Raw genomic sequence first — 20,387 nt, 5'->3', positions numbered from 1 at the left:
CTTTTCAGCAGTCACATTTCTGACAAAAGCGGTGTAGCCTATTTGACCGTCGATTTCTATTTTGGACAAGGACAAGCTACCCCAGAGGGTTTTACCATCTTTTCGTTCGATCTTAACCTCACGTCGGGTACCAACGATCTTATCCTGACCTGTCCTTCTATTACTATTCACAAGGTCATCGTGTTGTGGCTGAATCGCATGAGGGACAAGCATCTTAACGTTTTTTCCTATTACCTCTTCTCGCGAGTATCCCCACAACTCTTCAGCGGCCCGATTAAAGAATGTCACTAAGTTATGAGGATCAATTGTAACAACGGCGTTTAATGCTTGTTCTAGCGTTTGGTTAATCGATTCTCGGCTTCTACGCTCTACAGAAATGTCTTTTACAAAGGCGGTATAGATTATCTTATTCGCTAGTTCTACTTTCGAGAGAGAAAGACTACCCCAGATAATCGAGCCATCTTTTCGCTCAATTTCCACTTCTCGGCTAGTACCAACGATCTTATCATGTCCCGTTCTACGGTTACTATTTACGTATTCATCGTGGTTATTTTGAAACATTCTTGGTACAAGCATCTTAACATTTTGGCCAACTACCTCAGATCGGTGATAACCCCACATGTTTTCTGCTGCAGAATTGAAAAACGTCACTAAATTATTTTCGTCGATTGTAACCACTGCATCCAGTGCCTGTTCGAGTGTTTGATTAATAATTTCGCGAGATTCACGTTCTACAGTCACGTCCTTAACAAAGGCCGTATAAATAATCGTTTTCCCCACGTTCACTTTGGAAAGCGACAAACTCCCCCAAACGTGCGACCCATTTTTACGGGTAATCTCAACTTCTCGACTGGTACCAACGATTTTATCCACACCCGTTTCACGGTTGCTATTCACATAATGATCATGGTTTGATTGAATTTGATGTGGCACAAGCATCTTGACGTTTTTGCCCAGGACTTCACTTCGTTGATAACCCCATAGCTTCTCTGCCGCGCGATTGAAAAACGTTACCATGTTGTTTTCATCAATTGTGACCACAGCGTCCAAAGCTTGTTCAAGGGTTTGGTTAATTCTTTCCTGCGCTTCTTTCTCCGCCGTAATGTCCGCTATCATCGCCGTATAAACATAGTCTCCACCGACTTTTACCTTGGTAAGCGACAACCGCCCCCATACAATATCGCCACTTTTGGTTTCTATCTCGACGTCGCGACTCGAGCCAACTATTTTATTTGCTCCACCCTGTCTATTAGCATTCACGAAGTTATCGTGGTTTGCCTGAAATACTTTGGGGACTAACATCTTTACATTCTTCCCCAACACTTCCTGCTGTGAATAACCCCAAAGTTCTTCCGCCGCTGTATTATAAAAGGTAATGCAGTTATTTTTATCGATACTTACAACAGCATCCAATGCTTTGAGCAAAATTTCTCGATACGCCTGTGCGGTCATATCGTTAGAGTTAAATAGTTTAGAGAACAACTGGCCCATATTTAAATCCATTAATCAATCATTTTTACCTATAAAGTATTAGCGGCATTTCACCAACTTACATAAGAAAAAATACAAAATGAGTTAAGAGATCGTGAGGTAGTTAGAAATAAATAAACTCGTCCTTTTTTACTATATATAAGCAATGTACGGACAGGGCGTGACTTAATGGCAAAGATGGATGAGCAAAGTTATTATGACAATCTCTCATGCCAATTTTCTCCATAACTCGTCTCGAAGGCGCATTTTGTATAGCTGTAAGAGAGTACACCGTATCAAATTCGAGTGTTTGAAAAGCGTATTGTAGAGTGGCTAATGCGGCCTCTGTAGCATAACCATTGCCCCAAAACTCTTGGGCCAAACGCCAACCAATTTCCACTCCTGGAGCAAAAGGTAAATCACTTTCCTCACCGTGCTCAAGTAATCCAACCATGCCGATAAGCCGATTTGATGCTTTAAGTTCAACCGCATAAAAACCCAGTTCACCTCTTTCAATCAACCTAAACATACGTTGGTACAAAGCATCACTTTGTTGTTCGGTCATTATCGACGGGAAAAATTGCATAACATTAGGATCGGAATTCATCTTGGCTAAGGAAAACTTATCTTCCTCTCTCCATTGCCTAATCCGCAATCTTGGAGTTTCTAGTTCAAAATTTATCATCACAAAACAACCATTTTTTATATGCAAAAAATACAAATCATTCAGCTTAAAAATAACCAGTTAATTCAAAGGAAAAAAGTGTAAAGTAAAAAATTATATTCCTGTTCAAGTTATGACCAATTGCTACAATTAAGGGGAGATAATGCAAGATAAACAGGAGATCAGTTATGAGTATCTTACCAGAAGACTCACTATCGGATGTTTATCGTTTGTTTGATCAAGCATGTCCGACACATCGACATAATTTTGCCAACGATTCCTTTCTTGAACCACGTATCGACGTAGTTGAAAAAGAAACCGCTTATGAAATCATCGCCGACCTGCCAGGAGTTGCCAGAGAAAATATTTCTGTTGATTGTAACGATGGGGTTTTAACTATTAAAGCTAAAGTCTCTCGCGAACTCGAAACTCAAGCAAATGATAAATTTCTTCATCAGGAACGCGTTCATGGAGACATGAAACGTATTATTTCGTTAGGAAATAATATAGATACTCGCGAGATATACGCGAAATATCACGATGGTGTTTTAGCCGTCTTTGTACCCAAGCAACGTGGGCACGCAGAGGAACACCATCATATTTCAATCAATTAATTAAATTACGGCACTGCTTTAGATGTGCCGTAATTTTTAAGCCGCTCTTAGTGTTCTGACAAAAGGTATGCCTTCTGCATCATAAGATACTTGGGCCTGAACACCATATACATCCTCAATCAGCTCTTTCGTCAACACATCGACGGGCTTCCCACACGCAACGACTTTTCCCTCTTTCAACACAATCAAATTATCTGCATACTGAGCTGCTAGATTCAAATCATGCAACACCATCAAAGCGATCCATTGGTAATGAGCGGTATTCTTAACTAAGTGACTGAGCAAAACCTGTTGAAAGTGTAAATCCAGAGCACTGACTGGCTCGTCGAGCATTAGGAATGCCGGTTTTTTCATTAGTGCTTGAGCAAATAGTATCATTTGACATTGGCCACCACTAAGCGTCCTTACATCCTGACTAGCAAGGTGCTCCAGACCCAGCTCACTTAAGGCATTAATTGCTTCATACATAAGTGATTCGTCAATACGATACGATAATGCATCAAGGCGTCCGAGCAATACCACTTCAAGCGCGGTTAGGCCGACATCAAGCCGAATATCTTGCGGCATATAACCAATATCTCTCCGCCAGAGATCCAGTTTCTTGTGTTCAAGAAAGTTCTGGTCAAATTGAATCGTTCCACCTTGAGCTCTTATATCACCGAATAGGGTTTTGAGTAATGTGCTTTTCCCCGTACCATTGGGACCGATGATGACATTAATCTCCCCCTTATTGAGGCGAAAGCTCATATTATCTGCAAGAACCAACTTATCTAATTGCACATAAAGATCGCTCACAGTCAGCATATTAGCGTTTCCCTAAAATGATAAGCCAGAAAAAAAACGGAACACCAATGATTGCAGTAACTATCCCAATAGGAAATAGAGCCCCAGGAACAATCACTTTTGACATCACAGATGCGCTTGACAACAAAAACGAGCCAATCAGGAACGAAAGGGGCAGGAAGAAACGTTGATCTTCTCCCACCAGCATTCTGGCGATATTGGGAGCAACGATACCAACAAAGCCTATTATTCCAACGAAACTGGTTACTGTCGCGGTAAGTATCGCAACAATGAACAGCACTCGTAATCTAAGTGCTGTCACATTAACACCTAAACTCTTTGCCCTTTCTTCACCAAGGCGTAGCGCTGTCAACTTCCAAGAATCCTTCAACAAAAAGAGGATACTCACCGTTGTAACCAGTGCAGTGATACTTAAGTTTACCCAAGTGGCCTTTGAAAGACTGCCGAACAACCAAAAGAGGATTTGCTGACTCAATTCAGGAGAGGCAATGAATTGCACCAGTGAAAGTAATGACTGAAATAAAAACAACAGAGCGATACCAGCAAGGATAAGTTGTCCTGACGTAATATGCCTCATCATCGCCATAGCAAAGAGAAAGCATGCCGACAGCATACAGCACACAAATGCCCCCAACGGTACCGCATAGTTTGAGTCAATACCTAAGGAACCCAGATACAAAACCAGCGCAGCACCGAAACCAGCCGCTGCCGCCATACCCAATGTGTATGGACTCGCCATTGAGTTATTCAATAGCGTCTGCATTTCTGCGCCACCAACACCCAACGCACCGCCTACAACAATTGCCATTAGCGCAATAGGTAAGCGTAAATTAGTCACAATCACCTGTGTCGTTGTATCTACTGGTGTGTCTAAACCAATAAAATTCAAAATCGCATAGATGACTTTGCTCACATTAAGCATTGATGGTCCAATCGCGACATCGAGGACAAAGGACAACATTAAGAACAAGCCGATTAAAACTAAAACCTTGGCTCTCTTCTTCTCACTTTTGCGCTGATTTTCGATCGCGAGTGCGATAGCTTCTGAGTTCATATAATTACTGACCGATATTTATTCTTCAAGCTTGATAGCAAAGGTCCCTTGTGGCTCAACTGGCAGATACTTTTTATAAAATGCCAAATAGGACTCTTCAGGGTTTAAATCTGTAAACGTGTCGGGATAAAGCGCTTTTGCTAAGTACTGAATCATACTTGCATCTAAGATAGATCGCGAGGCGCCCTGATAGATACCGTAGATACGGTGAGTTTTAACTGCAGGTAGTTCAGACCAGCCAGGGCGTTGAACAAACCCCGCCAATCGCTCTCTGGCGACTTGAGGGGAAATATTTTCACCCATTAACATCGCTCCAGCAGCAGAACTGGATTCCGTACCTGCGATAAAGACCACATCAGGTTTTGAAGCAATGACTTGTTCCGGATTGATCGGTCCCCACCATTCCACATATGGCGCAGCGATGTTCTCTGCACCGGCCATTTCAAGCATGGCTCCCCACATATTTTTCCCGTAGGTAAAACTGTATTCAGCTGGTCCTTTATTACCGAATTCAATATAAGCCTTTGGTTTCGTTTCAATATTCGCTAAACGTTGTTGTATTAAAGAAATGGCAGCTTCGTATTCGTGAGCGATTTGTTGGGCACGCTCTTCTTGTCCGGTAATTTTTCCTATAATTCTGGTGCTGGCTAAGTGACGACGTAACGTCTGGGCATTATAATCAACTACGATGATTTTAATACCAGCACTCTCTAACCTTTGTATATCACTTCCCAATCCTTGATACTGCCAATCGGCAAGAACTAAAACGTCAGGAACTAAACTAATCACTTTTTCGATGGAAAACGTTTGTGCTTCAACTTCCCCAACGTCAGGGATTTCTTTTAGTTTTGGGTTGTTGTTCGTGTATAAGGTCCAGCTAGCTGGGCGCCACTGCTCCCACGTTGCACGTGAAATACCAACAACGTGTTCAAACGACTCCTGACCACCTATGGCCATATAATCTTCAGCGTAAAAGCCAAGAACCACTCTTTGGGCGGGGACATCAATACTGATATCACGATCAAGAACATCGTGAATAGTTTTTATTTCTGCATGACTTAGTAATGGAGATAAACCAAGTAAAAGTGCTGACAACCTTTGTATTATTTTTATTTTCATTATTGTTTCTCATTCATAATTTTGAACAATCGTTGAGTAAGATCTCATGGAGATTATATACAAATAAAGATGAGAATCATTATTATTTTTATAACGTATGAACAAAACATTGAATTTGAATTATCGATGAAAGGATATGATAGGAAAAGGAGAGGAAAGTTGAGTATCTCCCGGGTAAGGAGCACGCGTGCGCACCCACATACCCAGGTGATATGATCATGCCTGCTGAAGTTGAGAGGTCGCTGGTTTTGAGATTGAACGCAACCTTAAACCGACATTACCCAGGACTAGTATGAAACCACCAATAATCTGATAACTATTTAATTCGATACCGAGTATGCTCCAGTTGATAATGGCAGCAAATACTGGGAACGTCATTTCAGCTAAAGTTGCCATATGCGCAGGCGTATCTTTTAATCCTAAATAGTAAAAACCCATACCTAGAAGACCGCTAATTACCGCCATCAGCGCGATGGAGCCACCAACACTATATGAGACAACGTGTACCTGCTCAGGCTGAAATAGTGAAAAAGTAAGCAACACTAAAAACCCGAATGCAAACCGTCCAGACATAATCGCATTAGCTGGCATCTTCTGATCAGATAGATACCGTCCACACACAGTCGCCATTCCCCAAGAAAATACGGCTAATAATGTGTAACCATAGCCAGATAAAGTATCAGTGCTGTTATTACTGTAGTGAAGATTGTGTAGAGAAAGAGCACTTATGTCCGGCCACATCATCACCAAGCTACCACCGATTATGAGCACAGACCAATAGAGAAAGTACGCTCGAATTCTCTCCTTCAAAAACCAGGCTGCGCCAAGAATAGCTACAATTGGCTGTAATTTCTGTAGCAGGATAACCACAGTTGGATTCAGATAGTGAAAGGCTTGTGTAAACGCCAATGTGCCAACAGCAGATCCTATTCCACCAATAAAAAACAAGCTTACAACGCTCATTGAATTCATATGGCGAAAATTGCTCCGATACTTCCATAGCAAAGGTGCGGTTAAAAATATCAAAGTCAAATGTTCATACAGAACAATTTCTAGAGTTGAGTAGCCTTGATTCAATAATGGATATCGAATCAACGTATCCAGTGCCCAGGTAAAGCACGCTACCATAATAAAGAATGTACCTGTCATCTTGATTTCTCCGTGTAAAAAGATGAACAGGGCGATGATTGAAATATCACACGTATATGCTCACAACACGTGAGTTGTGAGGTTTTCGTTCGATCTTCTTTCATCCGGACTATCACCGTCGGCTCTGGAATATCACCAGATCTGCTGACCCTGCTAGCTAAGGCTATCAGGCGCTCGCGGGCTGTTAAAAATATCGTTTTATAAACATTTCTAAATCACCGCCGGTAGGGAATTGCACCCTGCCCCGAAGTCGATTAACGCTAGTTAAATATGCGTTGAAAACACTTTATTACTATCGTTTTTAAAGTGCAACCAATCTCTTAAAAACTCAATCATAATTATTGAACATTAAAAAAAATAAAAAGTTTCAATTTTAGCTAAAAGTAATACCCCTCAATGAGCATCAGTAAATTTTTTATATTTTTAGCCTATATAGCGCCTACTTTTGCGTTAGATTAGTGACACCTTCAAATTAGGTTAATATTTTTCAAAAATATTCATATTCAAATTTTTCGAACATTCAGTGCTAATTTTTGCGCTCGATCCGTTAGATTCATCGCCGTAATATGAACCCATAGCGAAACAACGTCTCGCTACAAAATCAAATTTTAGGAGATATGAATATGAAAACTTTAGCAACAGTTGCAGCAGTATCCGCATTTGCCCTTGCAGCTCAAATTAATGCCGCGCCACTAGATGTAAACGTATTTACTCAAAGCAACCAAGCGCAAATCAAAGTAACTGAAAATGGTGCACCAGCTGCAAACGTTCCGGTAACAGTTAACGGCCTTAACACTCAACTGCTTAAAACATCAGATCAGGGCAGTATCGTCGTTACTAATTTTGATGACAACGCACGCACTTATACTTTCTCAGTGCAACAACCTGACGGAACAGTAACAGAAGCAAAACGCTTCCTAAGTCGCCAGCACTAAGTAAATAAGATTTAAACAAAATAAATAAATTTAAATAACAAGAATTCCGGAGAATTATCATGAAAACTATTACAACAATCGCAGCTATTTCAGCTCTAGGTTTAGCATCTCAAGTTATGGCCGCTCCACTTCATATGAGTATTTACACTCAAGGAAATCAAGCGGAAGTCATCGTTACTGAAGATGGTCAACCAGCAGCAGGCGTGCCAGTAACGGTTGAGGGGCTAAATACCCAAGTTCTAAAAACCTCAGAACACGGTAATGTCATAGTAAGTAACTTTGACGACAATGCGCGCACATACACATTTTCTGTTGAACAGCAGGATGGCTCTGTTATCGAAACAAAACGCTTCCTAAGCCGTCAACACTAATTAAATAAACAACAATTTAAAAGAATAAGCAAACAAGAATTCTAGGAGTATCATTATGAAAACTTTAGCAACAATCGTGGCAGTATCTGCATTAGGTTTGGCATCACAAGTGATGGCGGCTCCACTCCATATGAGTATTTATACTCAAGGAAATCAAGCTCAAATCGTCGTTACAGAAGATGGCCAACCTGCATCAGGCATACCAGTCACCGTTAGTGGCGTAAATGCCCAGATACTCAAAACATCCGAGCAAGGCGACGTGGTAATCACTAATTTTGACGATAACGCTCGCTCATATACTTTTTCAGTTCAACAGCCAGACGGTAGCGTTACCGAAACAAAACGTTTTCTTAGCCGCCAACACTAAGAAAAAACCAGTCTGGGACTTATAGCAGTGGCGCGAATGAGCGCGCCTTCTGCTTTTAAAAAATAAAGTTCATGCCAATCATAGCACCAAAGAAATGATCGGTATCGACCATTGGGCTATCAGTCACTTCACTATCTAACCAATTGTAACGACCATTGACGAACAAACTTACGTTTTTAGTGAGAAACACGTTCGCACCTAATTCAGCATAAGTAATTGCAGAACCATCCGGATGATATTGATTCAGACCAGAACGTGCTGCTTCTCCTGCATTAATGCCGTAATAATGGTTATTTAAATCTTCATTAAACCAATTCACACCAAAACCGGGAGTTATCGTAATTCGCTGCGATAGTTGGAATCGTTTTTGATAACCAAGATCGGCTTTCCAACCTCCATCTGTTTTATCAAGAAAATCGGCAGAAAGAGTAGCAGAAATACTACCAAGAAATGGGTCAGTATAACGGTAGCCAACATCGACCATCCCGGTACTATCACGATCATCCAATTGCTGTAACTGAATATCATCGGAGTCACTAGCATCAAAGTCTTTGGGGAAATAGGAAACACCCAAAGTGACAGCGCTATAATCTCCCTTTAGTAGGAATACGCCACCGGAGACGCCATGGAAATAGAGCAGATCATCTTCATAGTTGATAACGGGTAATGCAATCGCATCACCATCATAATCTTTATACTCAGATTGACCGAAGCCGATTCCTGCACCAATAGAACCATTGGCCAACGTATTAGCAGCATAGAGGACAGAAATAGTCAGAAAAGATAGGCGTAATCCTCTGCTGCTCGTAAGACGTTTTATCATTTTATTTTCTCTACTTAATTAACCACTGAATCAAAGCAATCTGTATTTATACAGTTCCCCTCCCCCACTCTAGCACTCAGTTCTTCCAGTCGCACCCCAAGTATCAAGTTCTTACATGAATTTGATATTACGTAACCCATTATGTTTGTTTAAAAATAAAAAATCCGGGTAATACCCGGATTTTTAAAAAAGCTAAAGCTATCACGCTTTATAGTGAGCCAGCCAATGAGCATAAGGTGCTGGCAATGTTTTCCATGCAGCATCATCTACATTGAGCTCCTTAGCCAGCTTGTAAGCATAATGCGGATCGGCCAGGTGAGCATGCCCCATCATAACAAGATCCATTTGACCTTCAGCCACAGCTTTCGCTGCATTTTGCGGATCATCCATCCCCCACGCGGTTGTCACTGGTAAGCCCGTTTCCTTGCGTACCCGCTCTGCGATTGGTGCCATAAATGCAGGACCCCAAGGTACGTTCGCATCAGGAGTTGAAAAACCTAAACTAACACTTAAGAATTCCAGTCCAAGTGCTTTCATTTCATTGATAGTTGTGATGGCTTCTTGCATCGTTTCTTCATCACGACCATCAAACTCGATCACACCTAATCGTGCGGTCAATGGTAAATCTTCTGGCCAAACGGCTCTCACGGCTTTAACAGTTTCAAGTAGAAAACGGCTGCGTCCTTTGAGATCGCCTCCATATTCATCAGTACGTTTGTTGGCATGCACTGACAAAAAGCTTTGCGCTAAGTAACCGTGAGCAAAATGCAGTTCTAACCATTCGAAGCCAGCATCACGTGCACGGATGGCTCCATCGACAAAATCCTTTTGGATACGATGGATTTCATCAACTGTCAGCTCTTTAGGAACTTTCGGTAAGTTTGCTCCAAATGCGACAGCTGACGGCGATAGCGTTGGCCATCCGTTTGGTTCGCCTTCAGGAATGTGATCGTCGCCTTCCCAAGGAATATTGGCACTGGCTTTTCTTCCCGCATGGCCAATTTGGATCCCTGCGATACTGCCATTTTCTTTAATACTTTTAGCAATATTCGATAACGCGGTGGCTTGCTCATCATTCCAAATGCCTAAACATTTAGGACTGATTCGCCCCTCAGGAGAAACCGCTGTCGCTTCAACAATAACAAGACCTGCGCCACCGCGGGCCAAACCAGTGTAGTGCACATCATGCCACTGATTTGCCATACCCTCTTCCGCGCTATATTGGCACATTGGTGGAACAGCGATTCTGTTTTTTAACGTTACAGATTTAAGCTTAAACGGGTCAAATAAAGACGCCATATCAATCTCTCCTTGCTTGCGATAATTAGATACTATTTCCGACATTCTATAGTGGAAAAAAGGATTGATAAACAGGCATTTTATCTATAGTTTGTAGACATAAATTCTTCAATTATATTGAAATGGCCTCTAGCATGGCAAATCTACAGTCTGAATCACTCAATGGTGTTATTACGTTTGTTACTGCGGCAAGATGCGCGAGCTTTACAGAAGCATCCGAAATTCTTGGCATATCAAAATCCGCTGTGGGCAAAGCGATTGCCCGACTTGAAGCTCGCCTAGATGTGAAGCTTTTTCATCGAACAACTCGTAAAATATCTCTTACTGCAGATGGTGAAGCCTACTTTCTTGCCTGCTCTAATGCACTAAATGAGATATCTTCCGCTGAGAGTAGTCTGGGTTCTTCGTCTCTCAATCCGTCAGGGAGACTAAGAATCGATATGCCGGTAGCGTATGGCAAACGTGTAATACTACCTATTCTTATCGATATTGCTCAGGATTATCCCGATCTTGAATATACAGTCACCTTCACTGATCACTTGATAGATCCGATTGATGAAGGTGTTGATTTAGCTATCCGCTTGGGTGATTTGGGCTCTACATCTGGACTTGTAGCGAAAAAAATATACAGCGAACGATGGTTGATTTGCGGTTCGCCAACCTATTTCAGTCAGCATGACAAACCCAAAAACCTTGGAGAGCTCAGCCAGCACAAATGTATTGTCGGCTACAGACGTAATCAGCCTCTGACATGGAAAGTTAATCAGAACGGTGAGAACAGTCGTATTTCACCACCAGCAACTTACCAACTTGGCGACGGTGATGCGATTATACAAACCACGCTCTCTGGACTCGGCTTATGTCAGATGCCAGAAACCATACTAAAACCCCACATTGAGCGTGGTGAACTTATTTCTGTATTAGAGGAATACTGTTGCGATCCTGTCAATGTATACGCTGTTTGGCCTCAGACAGCTCACCTAAGACCTAAAGTCCGACATGTCGTCGATGTATTGGTTGATTTAGGTCACAAAGGCGCGCTCAGAGCATAGATACGGCGTACGGAAAGAGTCTATTGACGAAAAGTTGATTGTTTCCATGTACATATCAGATTTATAGTAATTTCCATTCCAATGATGAATGAGGTCTCCACAATGTATAAATTTGTTATTACAATTCAACTTCAACCCAATACTCTTGAAAAAATCCTAGCAAAAGCACCTGAAGCTCAAGCAAACACTCGTGCAGAAGACGGATGTATTTCTTATGACTTCTTTACCTGTACTGATGACCCAGACAAGCTCGTCTTTATTGAAACATGGAAAACAAAAGAAGCGCACGAATGGCATTGCGAGCAGGGTTATACTAAAGAGTTCATTGCTTTTCATGAGCAGTTCCACAAATCGTTTAAATTAGAAACTATCAACATTGCTGACTAGAATTAACGATTCGAAATGCCTAGGCAGAGCCAATTGAGACTCTGCCTTACGCCGTTATTCAGATACAGCAAAACGTTCAGTAAAGGCGTTGCCTTCCTCTTTCACAATCTTTTTAATCAACACAGAGACGTCTCTATCGTCTTTTATTCCGTCGTTTTCAATTTCGCATAAGAAGCCATATCTGATAATGTATGCATTAAAACGAATACAATAGACGCTGTGTAACTCACCCTATTGAGGTTTAAAAATATGGACATTTTACTTCCATCAGGAAGAACGATTCCCAATATAGGTTTGGGAACTTGGTATATGGGAGAAAGCCGAAGCTCGAGAAAACAGGAAGTAGCCGCTTTGCGTTATGGCATTGAATACGGTGCTCGTTTAATCGATACCGCGGAAATGTACGGTGAAGGAGAAGCCGAGAAAATTGTTGCTGAGGCAATGAAAGGATATCGAGACCAAGTATATCTGGTAAGTAAGTTTTATCCTTATCACGCAGGTAAAAACGATGTGATAAAAGCCTGTGAACGAAGTTTGAAACGCCTTAACACTGATTGTATTGATCTCTATCTATTGCACTGGATGAGCACTGTCCCTTTTGAAGAAACCTTGGAAGCCCTTTATCAACTACAGGACGAGGGTAAGATTAAAGATTACGGTGTCAGCAATCTAGACACGGATGAATTCAAACATTTTTGTCAGGTTGATGTACGTGGTGACTGTGCAACCAATCAAGTATTATATAACCTAGCTCATCGAGAGCCCGAATGGGCGTTAAAGCCTTATTGCGATCGACGCAATATTTCGATGATGGCTTATTGCCCTCTCGATCAAGGCTCTTTGGCGAAAGACCCAGAAATAATTGATATTGCTCGTAATCATAAGGCGACTCAGGCACAAATTTGTCTTGCTTGGCTGATGGCACAGAAAGGCGTCATAGCGATTCCAAAATCAAGCCACAATGTGCGCGTTAAAGAAAACCTTGATGCCTCATTAATCGAACTCACCGAAGAAGAAATGACGCTACTGGACAGTCGTTTTCCTGCGCCAATTTCAAGCTGCAGTATAGCGATTCGTTAAAAACTATTCATACAAAAAGTACAGGCCATTCTCAATGACCTGTATCAATCAACTTGTTCGAAAAATCTGTTGATGATAGACAGCTATCTATCATTCACTCACTTCATTTTGCTTGGTATTTTTACATCAAGTTGCATAGATAGTGAGAATCCATATGAGAGCATTAATTCGATTTACTGATAACATTTTTAGTCACGATGATTTGGGTAAAGCCATATTACGTATTAGTTTCGGTGTGATGTTCCTACTGCATGGGATACACAAAATTTATGGTGGCACAGCCTTCATTCAGGGACTATTTGTCCAGAAAGGCTTACCCGGATTTTTCGCCTATGGTGTTTATCTAGGCGAAGTTATCGTTCCTATACTTATTATCATTGGCCTATTTACTCGTTTGGCCTCAATCATTTGGATTGGCACTGGTCTTGTTGTTATCTGGCTAATGCACTCGGAGAACCTGTTCACTTTAAATAAGTTAGGAGCGTGGACAGCAGAAGGTATTGGCGTGTATTTATTTGCCGCTATTGCCCTTTTATTCTTAGGTGCAGGAAAGTATTCCTTTGATGCTAAAGCTCAGAGAAACCATCTTTAAAATTTGATAGTTTATTGTTAATGTGTCGTTATAAAACTTTTATAGCGACACAATATCATGAAAATATTCAGTAACTTTGAAAGCGGTAATATCAACGTCGTTAGAGCGGATTCGCCCGACAATATCGAACTCACAATCCCTGCTGATAACCAATCGGACTTTGCCCAATGGTTTCATTTTCGTCTCGAATCAACCGCACAACTACCCCACGCCATCAGGATTCTTAATCTGTCTAAGTCGGCTTATCCCGATGGTTGGAAAGGATATGATGTTGTCGCCTCTTATGATCGCGAAGAATGGTTTCGTATTCCGGCCGAATTTGATGGTGATACACTGAGTTTCAATGTAATACCTGAATACAGTTCGATCTATTTCGCTTACTTTGCACCTTACAGCTATGATCGACATCTAGACTTGCTTCATCAAGCTCAGATGAATCACCTCTGTAAACTTGAGACACTCGGTCAAACGCTGGATGGCAATGACATGAGTCTCCTAACGATTGGCGAGCCTGATAGCGCGAAAAAAAACATCTGGATAACAGCACGCCAACACCCCGGAGAAACGATGGCAGAGTGGTTTGTTGAAGGTTTACTGCAGCGACTGCTCGATGATACAGATACTGTGTCTCATGCCATACTCGATCACGCCTGTTTTCATATTGTTCCCAATATGAATCCTGACGGCAGTATTCGTGGTCACCTAAGGACAAACGCAATTGGGGTTAATTTGAATCGAGAGTGGCAGACACCTTCGTTAGATAAAAGCCCAGAGGTATTTTATGTTCGGGAACGTATGCTCGCTACTGGAGTTGATATGTTTCTAGATATCCATGGTGATGAGGCCATTCCGTACAACTTTGTCGCTGGCGCTGAAGGCGTACCCTCTTATAACGCTCGCATAGCGAACTTGGAAGAATTGTTTAAATCGGCTCTCCTTACTATTACACCAGAATTTCAGGATGAAATGGGTTATCCCCAAAATGCGCCAGGTACTGCAAATTTAACCGTGGGTTCAAAGTGGGTTGCAGAGCAATTTAAGTGTCTTTCTTATACGATAGAAATGCCGTTTAAAGACCATCTTCTTCATCCAGATGAATTTTATGGTTGGTCTCCAGAAAGAAGCGTTGCTTTCGGCCAAGATGTTCTAGCAGCCATAAGAGCCATTGTGAATCAACTTTAGCTTGAATTAGAAAAGCCAGAGCAAAACACTCTGGCTTTTCCAATTAGTATAGAAACTAAATATGCGCTGCGGATCCTTTCGCAGCTACTGATGCTCCGTCTGCCGCTTTTTTACCATTTTGTGTGGTATCCGAAGGGTATTCACCGATCTCGCTAACAGTATGAAAATCAGGATATGAGTTCGCGCCATGCTCAGAAAGATCCAAACCTGCTAATTCTTCACTGCGAGACACTCTCATACCAACAATGGCATCGATGGCTTTAAACAAAATCATGCCAGTACCAAATGCCCAGATAAAGCAGGCGACTATACCGATAAGCTGAACACCTACGACTGAAAGAGAGAAGCCACCTTGGTCGAAGATACCCGCAGCCAGAGTTCCCCATGCGCCACACACACCATGTGCAGACACGGCGCCAACAGGATCATCTATTTTCATTTTATCGAGAGTCAGTACCGATACGACAACCAGAATACCAGCGACAATACCAATTATAACGGCTGAAATTGGAGAAACGTTTGCACAGCCAGCAGTAATACCAACCAAACCGGCTAACGCACCATTGAGTGTCATCCCAACATCACTTTTACCAAAGCGAATCCATGTATAAAACATAGCCGAAATAGAACCAGACGCTGCCGCTAACGTTGTAGTCACAGCAATTGACGCAATCGAGCTATCACCCGTGGTAGTTGAACCAGGGTTAAATCCATACCAGCCGAACCATAGTAGAAAGACACCTAATGCTGCTAGTGGAATATTATGACCAGGAATCGCTTTGCTTTTGCCTTTCGCATCGTATTTACCCAATCTCGGACCTACGACAATTGCGCCAGCCAAAGCTAACCAGCCACCCATTGAGTGAACGACAGTTGAACCAGCAAAATCGATAAAACCAAGATTTTCTAACCAGCCTTGTCCGTGGTATAGACTTCCCCATGCCCAACTACCGAATACAGGGTAAATAATCGCAGAAACAAATACTGAGTAAATCAGGTAAGCACCAAATTTAGTGCGTTCGGCAACGGCACCAGAGATAATAGTGGCAGCAGTTGCACAGAAGACTACCTGGAACATCCAAAATGCATAATTCCAAGCCTGATCATCGCCTGTTGCACCGCTAAAGAAGAAATCTGAGGTACCAAAGAGTCCATTGGACACGCCGAACATTAATCCAAACCCAACCGCCCAAAAAGCAAGAGAACCGATACAAAAGTCCATCATGTTTTTCATCATTATGTTTGCAGCATTTTTCGCACGGGTTAACCCTGTTTCCACCATAGCAAACCCTGCTTGCATCAAAAACACTAGAAATGCAGCCACTAATGTCCAAACAAAATTGAGGTTGGTTTGTACAGCATCCGCTGTGATCGGATCATCAGCGAAACTTAGCACTGGCCAGCATAATGCACTGCCAATTAATATCCTTTTAATTATTACATTCATCACTATAAGCCTCGTAATTAATAAATAATAGTTATCTAATTATTCCCTTACTCAAAAGTGAAATGCATACTTAGTTCCATGGTTTTTAAGTATAAATTTAAGTCTTGGAAATTAATTCGGTTTAAATTTTGATAAGAAAAATTAATAGATATATAAATAGCTTAGCGATGAAACAGGCATTAATTACCCATACAAAAATTAATGTTTTATTCAATATTTTCTTTGTCGACTTTGTAACAAATGGAAGTAATCGCACAAATATGGATCATTTCTTTTGTCATATGCACTACAAAATCACTCGAGAAGAATGGGAATGAAAAGTTTTTCAAAGAATTAACCTCATCATTACCACCGGAGGTATACTGTAATTTCAGTACAGCATGTTTGTTCGTAATAGGGACTAATAACAGTGTGTAAACACGAGCAAGGTGATCATTTTGAAGAAAATAGCACTGCCTGTGAAATGTGTGATTGGGTCAATGAAATATCCGAGATGGAAACGGGTGTTCGCCTAAAGTGTGAACGATGTGGGCACGTTATCTATACTCATTACGCCCAATTATCACTCCAGCTATGGCTCAATAGTGGTTGTGCATTACTCATGTTTTTCCTCTCATTCTGTTTTAATTTTCTTGGTTTCTCCGCTAACGGTGCATCGAGAGAAATTTCATTGATCGAATGTATTGTTAACTTATCCGTTGAACATCATCCCGTTCTTGGCATTATTGTTACGCTCCCATTGCTGGTTTTCCCTTTTTTGTACCTAGCTTTTGTCATCGCCCTACTTTTTCTGATTAAAACACACCAACATGTACCACAACGTTTTAAGCGTTTGGTGCACTGGTTAGAGAATCTCAAGCCCTGGTTAATGGCGGATGTGTTTCTTTTAGGCGGCCTCGTTGCTCTCATCAAGCTAAAGAGTCTGGCTCAAATTGAGCTCGGCTATTCATTTTGGGCATTTTGTCTCTTTGCTATCTTGTTGATAAGAGTCGTTTCACTGGTCGATAAGCGTTGGTTCTGGAATCAATTGGAAGGTAAAAGCGATTACATAGTCACACACGAAGGTACAGCACAAGAGCAGGATCTCATTGGTTGTCATTACTGCGGTGCACTGGTTAAAGGCGATGCTCACAGTTGTCCGCGATGTAACCATGTCCTTCATGTGCGTAAAAATAACAGTCTGACAAGAACCGTCGCCCTATTATTGGCGGCGTGTGTACTTTATATCCCAGCGAACGCCTACCCAATCATGATAACGACATTTTTAGGGCAATCTGAACCTTCAACAATTATTGGAGGTATTGTGATGCTATGGGGTATGCACTCCTACCCAGTCGCGTTGATTATTTTAGCCGCGAGTATTATTGTGCCATTAGCTAAGATATTGTCATTGCTATGGTTATGCTGGAATACCAAATTTCAAACGGATATTACGCCCGAACGAAAGCAAACGGTTTATCACATTACTGAATTCGTCGGTAAGTGGTCGATGGTTGATGTATTTGTCGTGGCGATACTAGCCGCTCTAGTTCAGCTAGGAACATTAATGAATATTATCCCAGGCAAGGCAGCGCTCTCATTTTCATTGGTAGTAATATTAACCATGCTTGCAGCATTTAGCTTTGACCCCCGTTTAATTTGGGACACTCAGGAGAATAATGATGCCCCAGAAAAGTAATCTAGAATCAACCAAACGTTTTCATTTCAATTCAATTTGGTTTGTTCCGATCATTGCCGTCATCGTGGCGGCTTGGATGCTCTATTCTGACTGGTCAGAACGTGGAGTAGAGATTACCATTGTCGCCCATGATGCTGATGGATTAGAAGCGGGAAAAACTAAGATCAAAGCACGCAATATCGACCTTGGCGAAGTCACAAGCATTCGTCTAAGCGATGACTATTCAAACGCTGTTATCACCGTAAGAATGCAGAAAGAAGCGAATAAGCTTTTAACTGAAAATACCAAGTTTTGGGTAGTAAAGCCGCGAGTTGGTAAGGAAGGTATCAGTGGTTTAGGAACCCTATTGTCTGGTTCATACATCAACATGCAGCCAAGTAATAGCGGTAAAGAAAAAGAACATTTCAAGATGCTGGATCAGCCACCTCTATCCACTACAGATGATAAAGGTATTCGTATTCGCCTTTTCTCCACTGACAATTCAAAAATGGAAGTAGGAAGTCCCGTTCATTTCCGAGGCTACGAAGTCGGTTATGTAGAAAAAGTCGGCTTTGATATCAAACGCAGTGCGATTACCTACCGTCTTTTTATTAAGGCACCGTACGACTCACTGGTCAATAATACCATCCAGTTTTGGATGACGCCTGGACTTTCGATTAAAGGCTCGGCTAAAGGGCTCGAGGTTAAAATGGACTCTCTAGAAACCTTCGTCTCCGGTGGTATCAGCTTCGGTTCTACCGACACAAATGCTATTCCGAAAAAAGTCGATGATCTTACTGAGTTTCAGCTTTTCAACACGGAAGAGGACGCTATAAACCACCGCTATGATGAACACATTAGTTACATCGCACTGTTTAAAGGCAGTATCGCTGGTCTCGATCCGGGAGCACCTGTTGAATTCAACGGTATTCGCATTGGTACCGTTGCAGAAGTGCCTTTTAGCGGAATGACGTTAGACTCGTTATCAAATTCAACAACACCACATATTCCGGTTCTGATTAACCTAGAACCACAACGCTTTAGTACTCGTTTTAAAACAGCCGAATTAACTAAAAGCCAGTGGAATAAAAGGATGATTGAAGGGTTTAAAGCTGGCGTAAGAGCAACCCTCTCAAGTAGCAACCTACTAACTGGCTCTAAAATGATTACCTTAAGTTTTATAAAGCCAGAAAAAGATTATAAGATGCAGTATTACGATAATTATCCAGTGTTCCCAACAACCAACGATACACTGGCGTCGATGCAGCATAAAGTCGAAGATATGCTCGATATGCTCTCAAGTCTGCCTTTAGATAAATCAGTCAGTGAACTCAACAACACGTTGGCCAATGCGTCAAAAGCAATGGGCTCTTTGACGGATATTAGTGACAAAGTTGATAAACTGCTGGCGCAAAAAGAAACGCAGGCACTTCCAGCACAACTGCAACAATCTCTAGATTCATTGAACAAAACTCTGCAAACCTATCAGGCTCAAGGCGAAGTGGGTCAGAACCTAAACCAGAGCCTAATGATTCTAAGACAAGATTTGGAGGATTTACAGCCAGTTATCCAACAGCTAAAACAGAAACCCAATTCTCTTATCTTTGGTAAACCCATTATTTCCGACGAAGAGCCAAAGGCAGCGAAATAGGCAGGACGATATGACAAATCTAATCAAACAAATCTCAGCGTTATTGTGTATCGTTCTTTTGTCTGCATGTTCTAGTAACGAACAAGTAACAACGCCACAATATTTACTCCCTTATCCAGCGAAGGTGGAGGCAAGTCAACAAAGTACTGACGTTAAAACGATTCGCCTCAAGTCAATTTCAGTCCCGAACTATTTGCAAAAGCAAAATATTGTTCTAGTCAACGATGATGGACAAGTTTATCAGGCAGTCAATCACTTATGGGCTGAATCTTTAGAGCATCAGCTCGAACAAATGACCTTAACTTATTTGGCGACTCGGCTCCCAACAATTGACTGGTTAGCACCATCGCAATATCAGGTTTCTTCAGACTATATGACGATTAATGTTGAGAAATTTTATGCGAGTCAAGTTGGTCAGGTCACGGTGTCTGGCTATTGGAGTATTTGGTCTAAAGACAATACACAAATTCTACAGAAACGCTTTTACTATACTTCAGAAATGAGTCAGGACGGCTATCTAGCCATGAGTAAAACACTATCACATACCTGGTTCCAGTTTGTGTTGGAAAATATCATCGGCCAAATAACGAGATTACAACCTATTGATTAAGCAAAGCCTTCTTCACATCATCGATGGGATCAAATAAATTGACGATAAATGCTCAAAAAT

Annotated in this window: 20 protein-coding genes, 1 pseudogene and 1 riboswitch; of the genes and pseudogenes, 12 read left to right on the top strand and 9 right to left on the bottom strand. The window is 41.6% G+C overall.

Annotation, left to right across the window (positions count from 1 at the left end):
- Window positions 1-3: 3 nt before the first annotated feature.
- Together EES38_RS07505 and EES38_RS07500 are read right to left on the bottom strand one after the other, a co-directional pair.
- Window positions 4-1,452, bottom strand: a pseudogene (locus EES38_RS07505) (PAS domain S-box protein); the annotation flags it as partial.
- Between the two features lie 142 nt (window positions 1,453-1,594).
- Window positions 1,595-2,155 (bottom strand): GNAT family N-acetyltransferase, encoded by a 561-nt coding sequence (locus EES38_RS07500; protein WP_124936582.1) that lies wholly within the window; start codon window positions 2,153-2,155, stop codon window positions 1,595-1,597.
- 167 nt (window positions 2,156-2,322) lie between these two features.
- On the opposite strand from EES38_RS07500, the gene EES38_RS07495 reads away from it, so the two are divergent.
- Window positions 2,323-2,748, top strand: coding sequence for an Hsp20/alpha crystallin family protein (locus tag EES38_RS07495; RefSeq protein ID WP_124936537.1), 426 nt, complete (start codon window positions 2,323-2,325; stop codon window positions 2,746-2,748).
- A gap of 36 nt (window positions 2,749-2,784) precedes the next feature.
- On the opposite strand, the gene EES38_RS07490 is transcribed toward EES38_RS07495, so the two are convergent.
- The 4 genes from EES38_RS07490 to EES38_RS07475 all read right to left on the bottom strand — a co-directional run bounded on the left by EES38_RS07490 (window position 2,785) and on the right by EES38_RS07475 (window position 6,874).
- Entirely contained in the window at window positions 2,785-3,552 is a 768-nt protein-coding gene (locus tag EES38_RS07490) for an ABC transporter ATP-binding protein (RefSeq protein WP_124936536.1), read from the bottom strand.
- Window position 3,553: 1 nt separating this feature from the next.
- The gene (locus EES38_RS07485; protein ID WP_124936535.1) at window positions 3,554-4,606 is read right to left on the bottom strand and encodes a FecCD family ABC transporter permease; all 1,053 of its coding nucleotides are present in this window, start codon (window positions 4,604-4,606) and stop codon (window positions 3,554-3,556) included.
- A gap of 18 nt (window positions 4,607-4,624) precedes the next feature.
- Window positions 4,625-5,725 (bottom strand): ABC transporter substrate-binding protein, encoded by a 1,101-nt coding sequence (locus EES38_RS07480; RefSeq protein WP_124936534.1) that lies wholly within the window; start codon window positions 5,723-5,725, stop codon window positions 4,625-4,627.
- Window positions 5,726-5,941: 216 nt separating this feature from the next.
- Window positions 5,942-6,874 carry a DMT family transporter gene (locus EES38_RS07475; protein ID WP_124936533.1) on the bottom strand — a complete coding sequence of 311 codons (933 nt, stop codon included), beginning with the start codon at window positions 6,872-6,874 and terminating at the stop codon, window positions 5,942-5,944.
- A gap of 87 nt (window positions 6,875-6,961) precedes the next feature.
- A riboswitch (FMN riboswitch) is annotated at window positions 6,962-7,130 on the bottom strand.
- Between the two features lie 367 nt (window positions 7,131-7,497).
- Here EES38_RS07475 and EES38_RS07470 point away from each other — a divergent pair.
- From EES38_RS07470 to EES38_RS07460, 3 genes are read left to right on the top strand one after another with little or no spacing between them, the layout of a single operon-like run.
- A complete protein-coding gene (locus EES38_RS07470) occupies window positions 7,498-7,809 on the top strand; it encodes a hypothetical protein (protein WP_124936532.1) in 312 nt (103 codons plus the stop codon).
- A gap of 59 nt (window positions 7,810-7,868) precedes the next feature.
- Complete coding sequence (locus tag EES38_RS07465) at window positions 7,869-8,180, top strand: hypothetical protein (RefSeq protein ID WP_124936531.1); 312 nt, start codon at window positions 7,869-7,871, stop codon at window positions 8,178-8,180.
- Window positions 8,181-8,235: 55 nt separating this feature from the next.
- The gene (locus EES38_RS07460) at window positions 8,236-8,547 is read left to right on the top strand and encodes a hypothetical protein (protein WP_124936530.1); all 312 of its coding nucleotides are present in this window, start codon (window positions 8,236-8,238) and stop codon (window positions 8,545-8,547) included.
- Window positions 8,548-8,602: 55 nt separating this feature from the next.
- Here EES38_RS07460 and EES38_RS07455 read toward each other — a convergent pair whose 3' ends face one another.
- The gene (locus EES38_RS07455; RefSeq protein WP_124936529.1) at window positions 8,603-9,370 is read right to left on the bottom strand and encodes a MipA/OmpV family protein; all 768 of its coding nucleotides are present in this window, start codon (window positions 9,368-9,370) and stop codon (window positions 8,603-8,605) included.
- 201 nt (window positions 9,371-9,571) lie between these two features.
- Window positions 9,572-10,669 (bottom strand): NADH:flavin oxidoreductase/NADH oxidase, encoded by a 1,098-nt coding sequence (locus EES38_RS07450; protein WP_124936528.1) that lies wholly within the window; start codon window positions 10,667-10,669, stop codon window positions 9,572-9,574.
- 134 nt (window positions 10,670-10,803) lie between these two features.
- Between EES38_RS07450 and EES38_RS07445 the strand changes: the two genes are divergently transcribed.
- The 5 genes from EES38_RS07445 (at window position 10,804) to EES38_RS07425 (ending at window position 14,962) form a co-directional block, all read left to right on the top strand.
- Window positions 10,804-11,721 carry a LysR family transcriptional regulator gene (locus EES38_RS07445; protein WP_124936527.1) on the top strand — a complete coding sequence of 306 codons (918 nt, stop codon included), beginning with the start codon at window positions 10,804-10,806 and terminating at the stop codon, window positions 11,719-11,721.
- A 102-nt stretch (window positions 11,722-11,823) separates the two neighbouring features.
- The gene (locus EES38_RS07440; RefSeq protein WP_124936526.1) at window positions 11,824-12,108 is read left to right on the top strand and encodes a putative quinol monooxygenase; all 285 of its coding nucleotides are present in this window, start codon (window positions 11,824-11,826) and stop codon (window positions 12,106-12,108) included.
- A 249-nt stretch (window positions 12,109-12,357) separates the two neighbouring features.
- A complete protein-coding gene (locus EES38_RS07435; protein ID WP_124936525.1) occupies window positions 12,358-13,188 on the top strand; it encodes an aldo/keto reductase in 831 nt (276 codons plus the stop codon).
- 154 nt (window positions 13,189-13,342) lie between these two features.
- A complete protein-coding gene (locus EES38_RS07430; protein ID WP_124936524.1) occupies window positions 13,343-13,780 on the top strand; it encodes a DoxX family protein in 438 nt (145 codons plus the stop codon).
- Between the two features lie 57 nt (window positions 13,781-13,837).
- Window positions 13,838-14,962, top strand: a complete 1,125-nt coding sequence (locus tag EES38_RS07425; protein ID WP_124936523.1) for a M14 family metallopeptidase — start codon at window positions 13,838-13,840, stop codon at window positions 14,960-14,962.
- 55 nt (window positions 14,963-15,017) lie between these two features.
- On the opposite strand, the gene EES38_RS07420 is transcribed toward EES38_RS07425, so the two are convergent.
- Complete coding sequence (locus EES38_RS07420) at window positions 15,018-16,409, bottom strand: ammonium transporter (protein ID WP_124936522.1); 1,392 nt, start codon at window positions 16,407-16,409, stop codon at window positions 15,018-15,020.
- Window positions 16,410-16,818: 409 nt separating this feature from the next.
- On the opposite strand from EES38_RS07420, the gene EES38_RS07415 reads away from it, so the two are divergent.
- Genes EES38_RS07415 through EES38_RS07405 form a run of 3 tightly spaced genes read left to right on the top strand, consistent with a single transcriptional unit; the run spans window position 16,819 to window position 20,327 of the window.
- On the top strand, window positions 16,819-18,087 hold the full coding sequence (locus EES38_RS07415) for a PqiA/YebS family transporter subunit (RefSeq protein WP_208020408.1): 1,269 nt from the start codon (window positions 16,819-16,821) through the stop codon (window positions 18,085-18,087).
- A complete protein-coding gene (gene pqiB / locus EES38_RS07410; RefSeq protein WP_124936521.1) occupies window positions 18,068-19,717 on the top strand; it encodes an intermembrane transport protein PqiB in 1,650 nt (549 codons plus the stop codon). The genes EES38_RS07415 and pqiB overlap by 20 nt, the downstream gene beginning before the upstream one ends.
- A gap of 10 nt (window positions 19,718-19,727) precedes the next feature.
- Window positions 19,728-20,327: a PqiC family protein gene (locus tag EES38_RS07405; protein WP_124936520.1), complete on the top strand. Its 600-nt coding sequence runs from the start codon at window positions 19,728-19,730 to the stop codon at window positions 20,325-20,327.
- The last annotated feature ends 60 nt before the right edge of the window (window positions 20,328-20,387 follow it).

Source organism: Vibrio viridaestus (assembly GCF_003856525.1).
GTDB classification, from domain to species: Bacteria; Pseudomonadota; Gammaproteobacteria; order Enterobacterales; family Vibrionaceae; genus Vibrio; species Vibrio viridaestus.
This window is presented reverse-complemented; position numbering and strand designations above follow the sequence as displayed.

What these genes read in the sequence shown, in the direction of transcription:
- EES38_RS07455 (WP_124936529.1), bottom strand. Translation starts at nt 9,370, where the DNA reads ATGATAAAACGTCTTACGAGCAGCAGAGGATTACGCCTATCTTTTCTG.
- EES38_RS07435 (WP_124936525.1), top strand. Translation starts at nt 12,358, where the DNA reads ATGGACATTTTACTTCCATCAGGAAGAACGATTCCCAATATAGGTTTG.
- pqiB (WP_124936521.1), top strand. Translation starts at nt 18,068, where the DNA reads ATGATGCCCCAGAAAAGTAATCTAGAATCAACCAAACGTTTTCATTTC.
- EES38_RS07420 (WP_124936522.1), bottom strand. Translation starts at nt 16,409, where the DNA reads ATGAATGTAATAATTAAAAGGATATTAATTGGCAGTGCATTATGCTGG.
- EES38_RS07480 (WP_124936534.1), bottom strand. Translation starts at nt 5,725, where the DNA reads ATGAAAATAAAAATAATACAAAGGTTGTCAGCACTTTTACTTGGTTTA.
- EES38_RS07405 (WP_124936520.1), top strand. Translation starts at nt 19,728, where the DNA reads ATGACAAATCTAATCAAACAAATCTCAGCGTTATTGTGTATCGTTCTT.
- EES38_RS07465 (WP_124936531.1), top strand. Translation starts at nt 7,869, where the DNA reads ATGAAAACTATTACAACAATCGCAGCTATTTCAGCTCTAGGTTTAGCA.
- EES38_RS07470 (WP_124936532.1), top strand. Translation starts at nt 7,498, where the DNA reads ATGAAAACTTTAGCAACAGTTGCAGCAGTATCCGCATTTGCCCTTGCA.
- EES38_RS07425 (WP_124936523.1), top strand. Translation starts at nt 13,838, where the DNA reads ATGAAAATATTCAGTAACTTTGAAAGCGGTAATATCAACGTCGTTAGA.
- EES38_RS07475 (WP_124936533.1), bottom strand. Translation starts at nt 6,874, where the DNA reads ATGACAGGTACATTCTTTATTATGGTAGCGTGCTTTACCTGGGCACTG.
- EES38_RS07485 (WP_124936535.1), bottom strand. Translation starts at nt 4,606, where the DNA reads ATGAACTCAGAAGCTATCGCACTCGCGATCGAAAATCAGCGCAAAAGT.
- EES38_RS07460 (WP_124936530.1), top strand. Translation starts at nt 8,236, where the DNA reads ATGAAAACTTTAGCAACAATCGTGGCAGTATCTGCATTAGGTTTGGCA.
- EES38_RS07440 (WP_124936526.1), top strand. Translation starts at nt 11,824, where the DNA reads ATGTATAAATTTGTTATTACAATTCAACTTCAACCCAATACTCTTGAA.
- EES38_RS07430 (WP_124936524.1), top strand. Translation starts at nt 13,343, where the DNA reads ATGAGAGCATTAATTCGATTTACTGATAACATTTTTAGTCACGATGAT.
- EES38_RS07490 (WP_124936536.1), bottom strand. Translation starts at nt 3,552, where the DNA reads ATGCTGACTGTGAGCGATCTTTATGTGCAATTAGATAAGTTGGTTCTT.
- EES38_RS07495 (WP_124936537.1), top strand. Translation starts at nt 2,323, where the DNA reads ATGAGTATCTTACCAGAAGACTCACTATCGGATGTTTATCGTTTGTTT.
- EES38_RS07450 (WP_124936528.1), bottom strand. Translation starts at nt 10,669, where the DNA reads ATGGCGTCTTTATTTGACCCGTTTAAGCTTAAATCTGTAACGTTAAAA.
- EES38_RS07445 (WP_124936527.1), top strand. Translation starts at nt 10,804, where the DNA reads ATGGCAAATCTACAGTCTGAATCACTCAATGGTGTTATTACGTTTGTT.
- EES38_RS07500 (WP_124936582.1), bottom strand. Translation starts at nt 2,155, where the DNA reads ATGATAAATTTTGAACTAGAAACTCCAAGATTGCGGATTAGGCAATGG.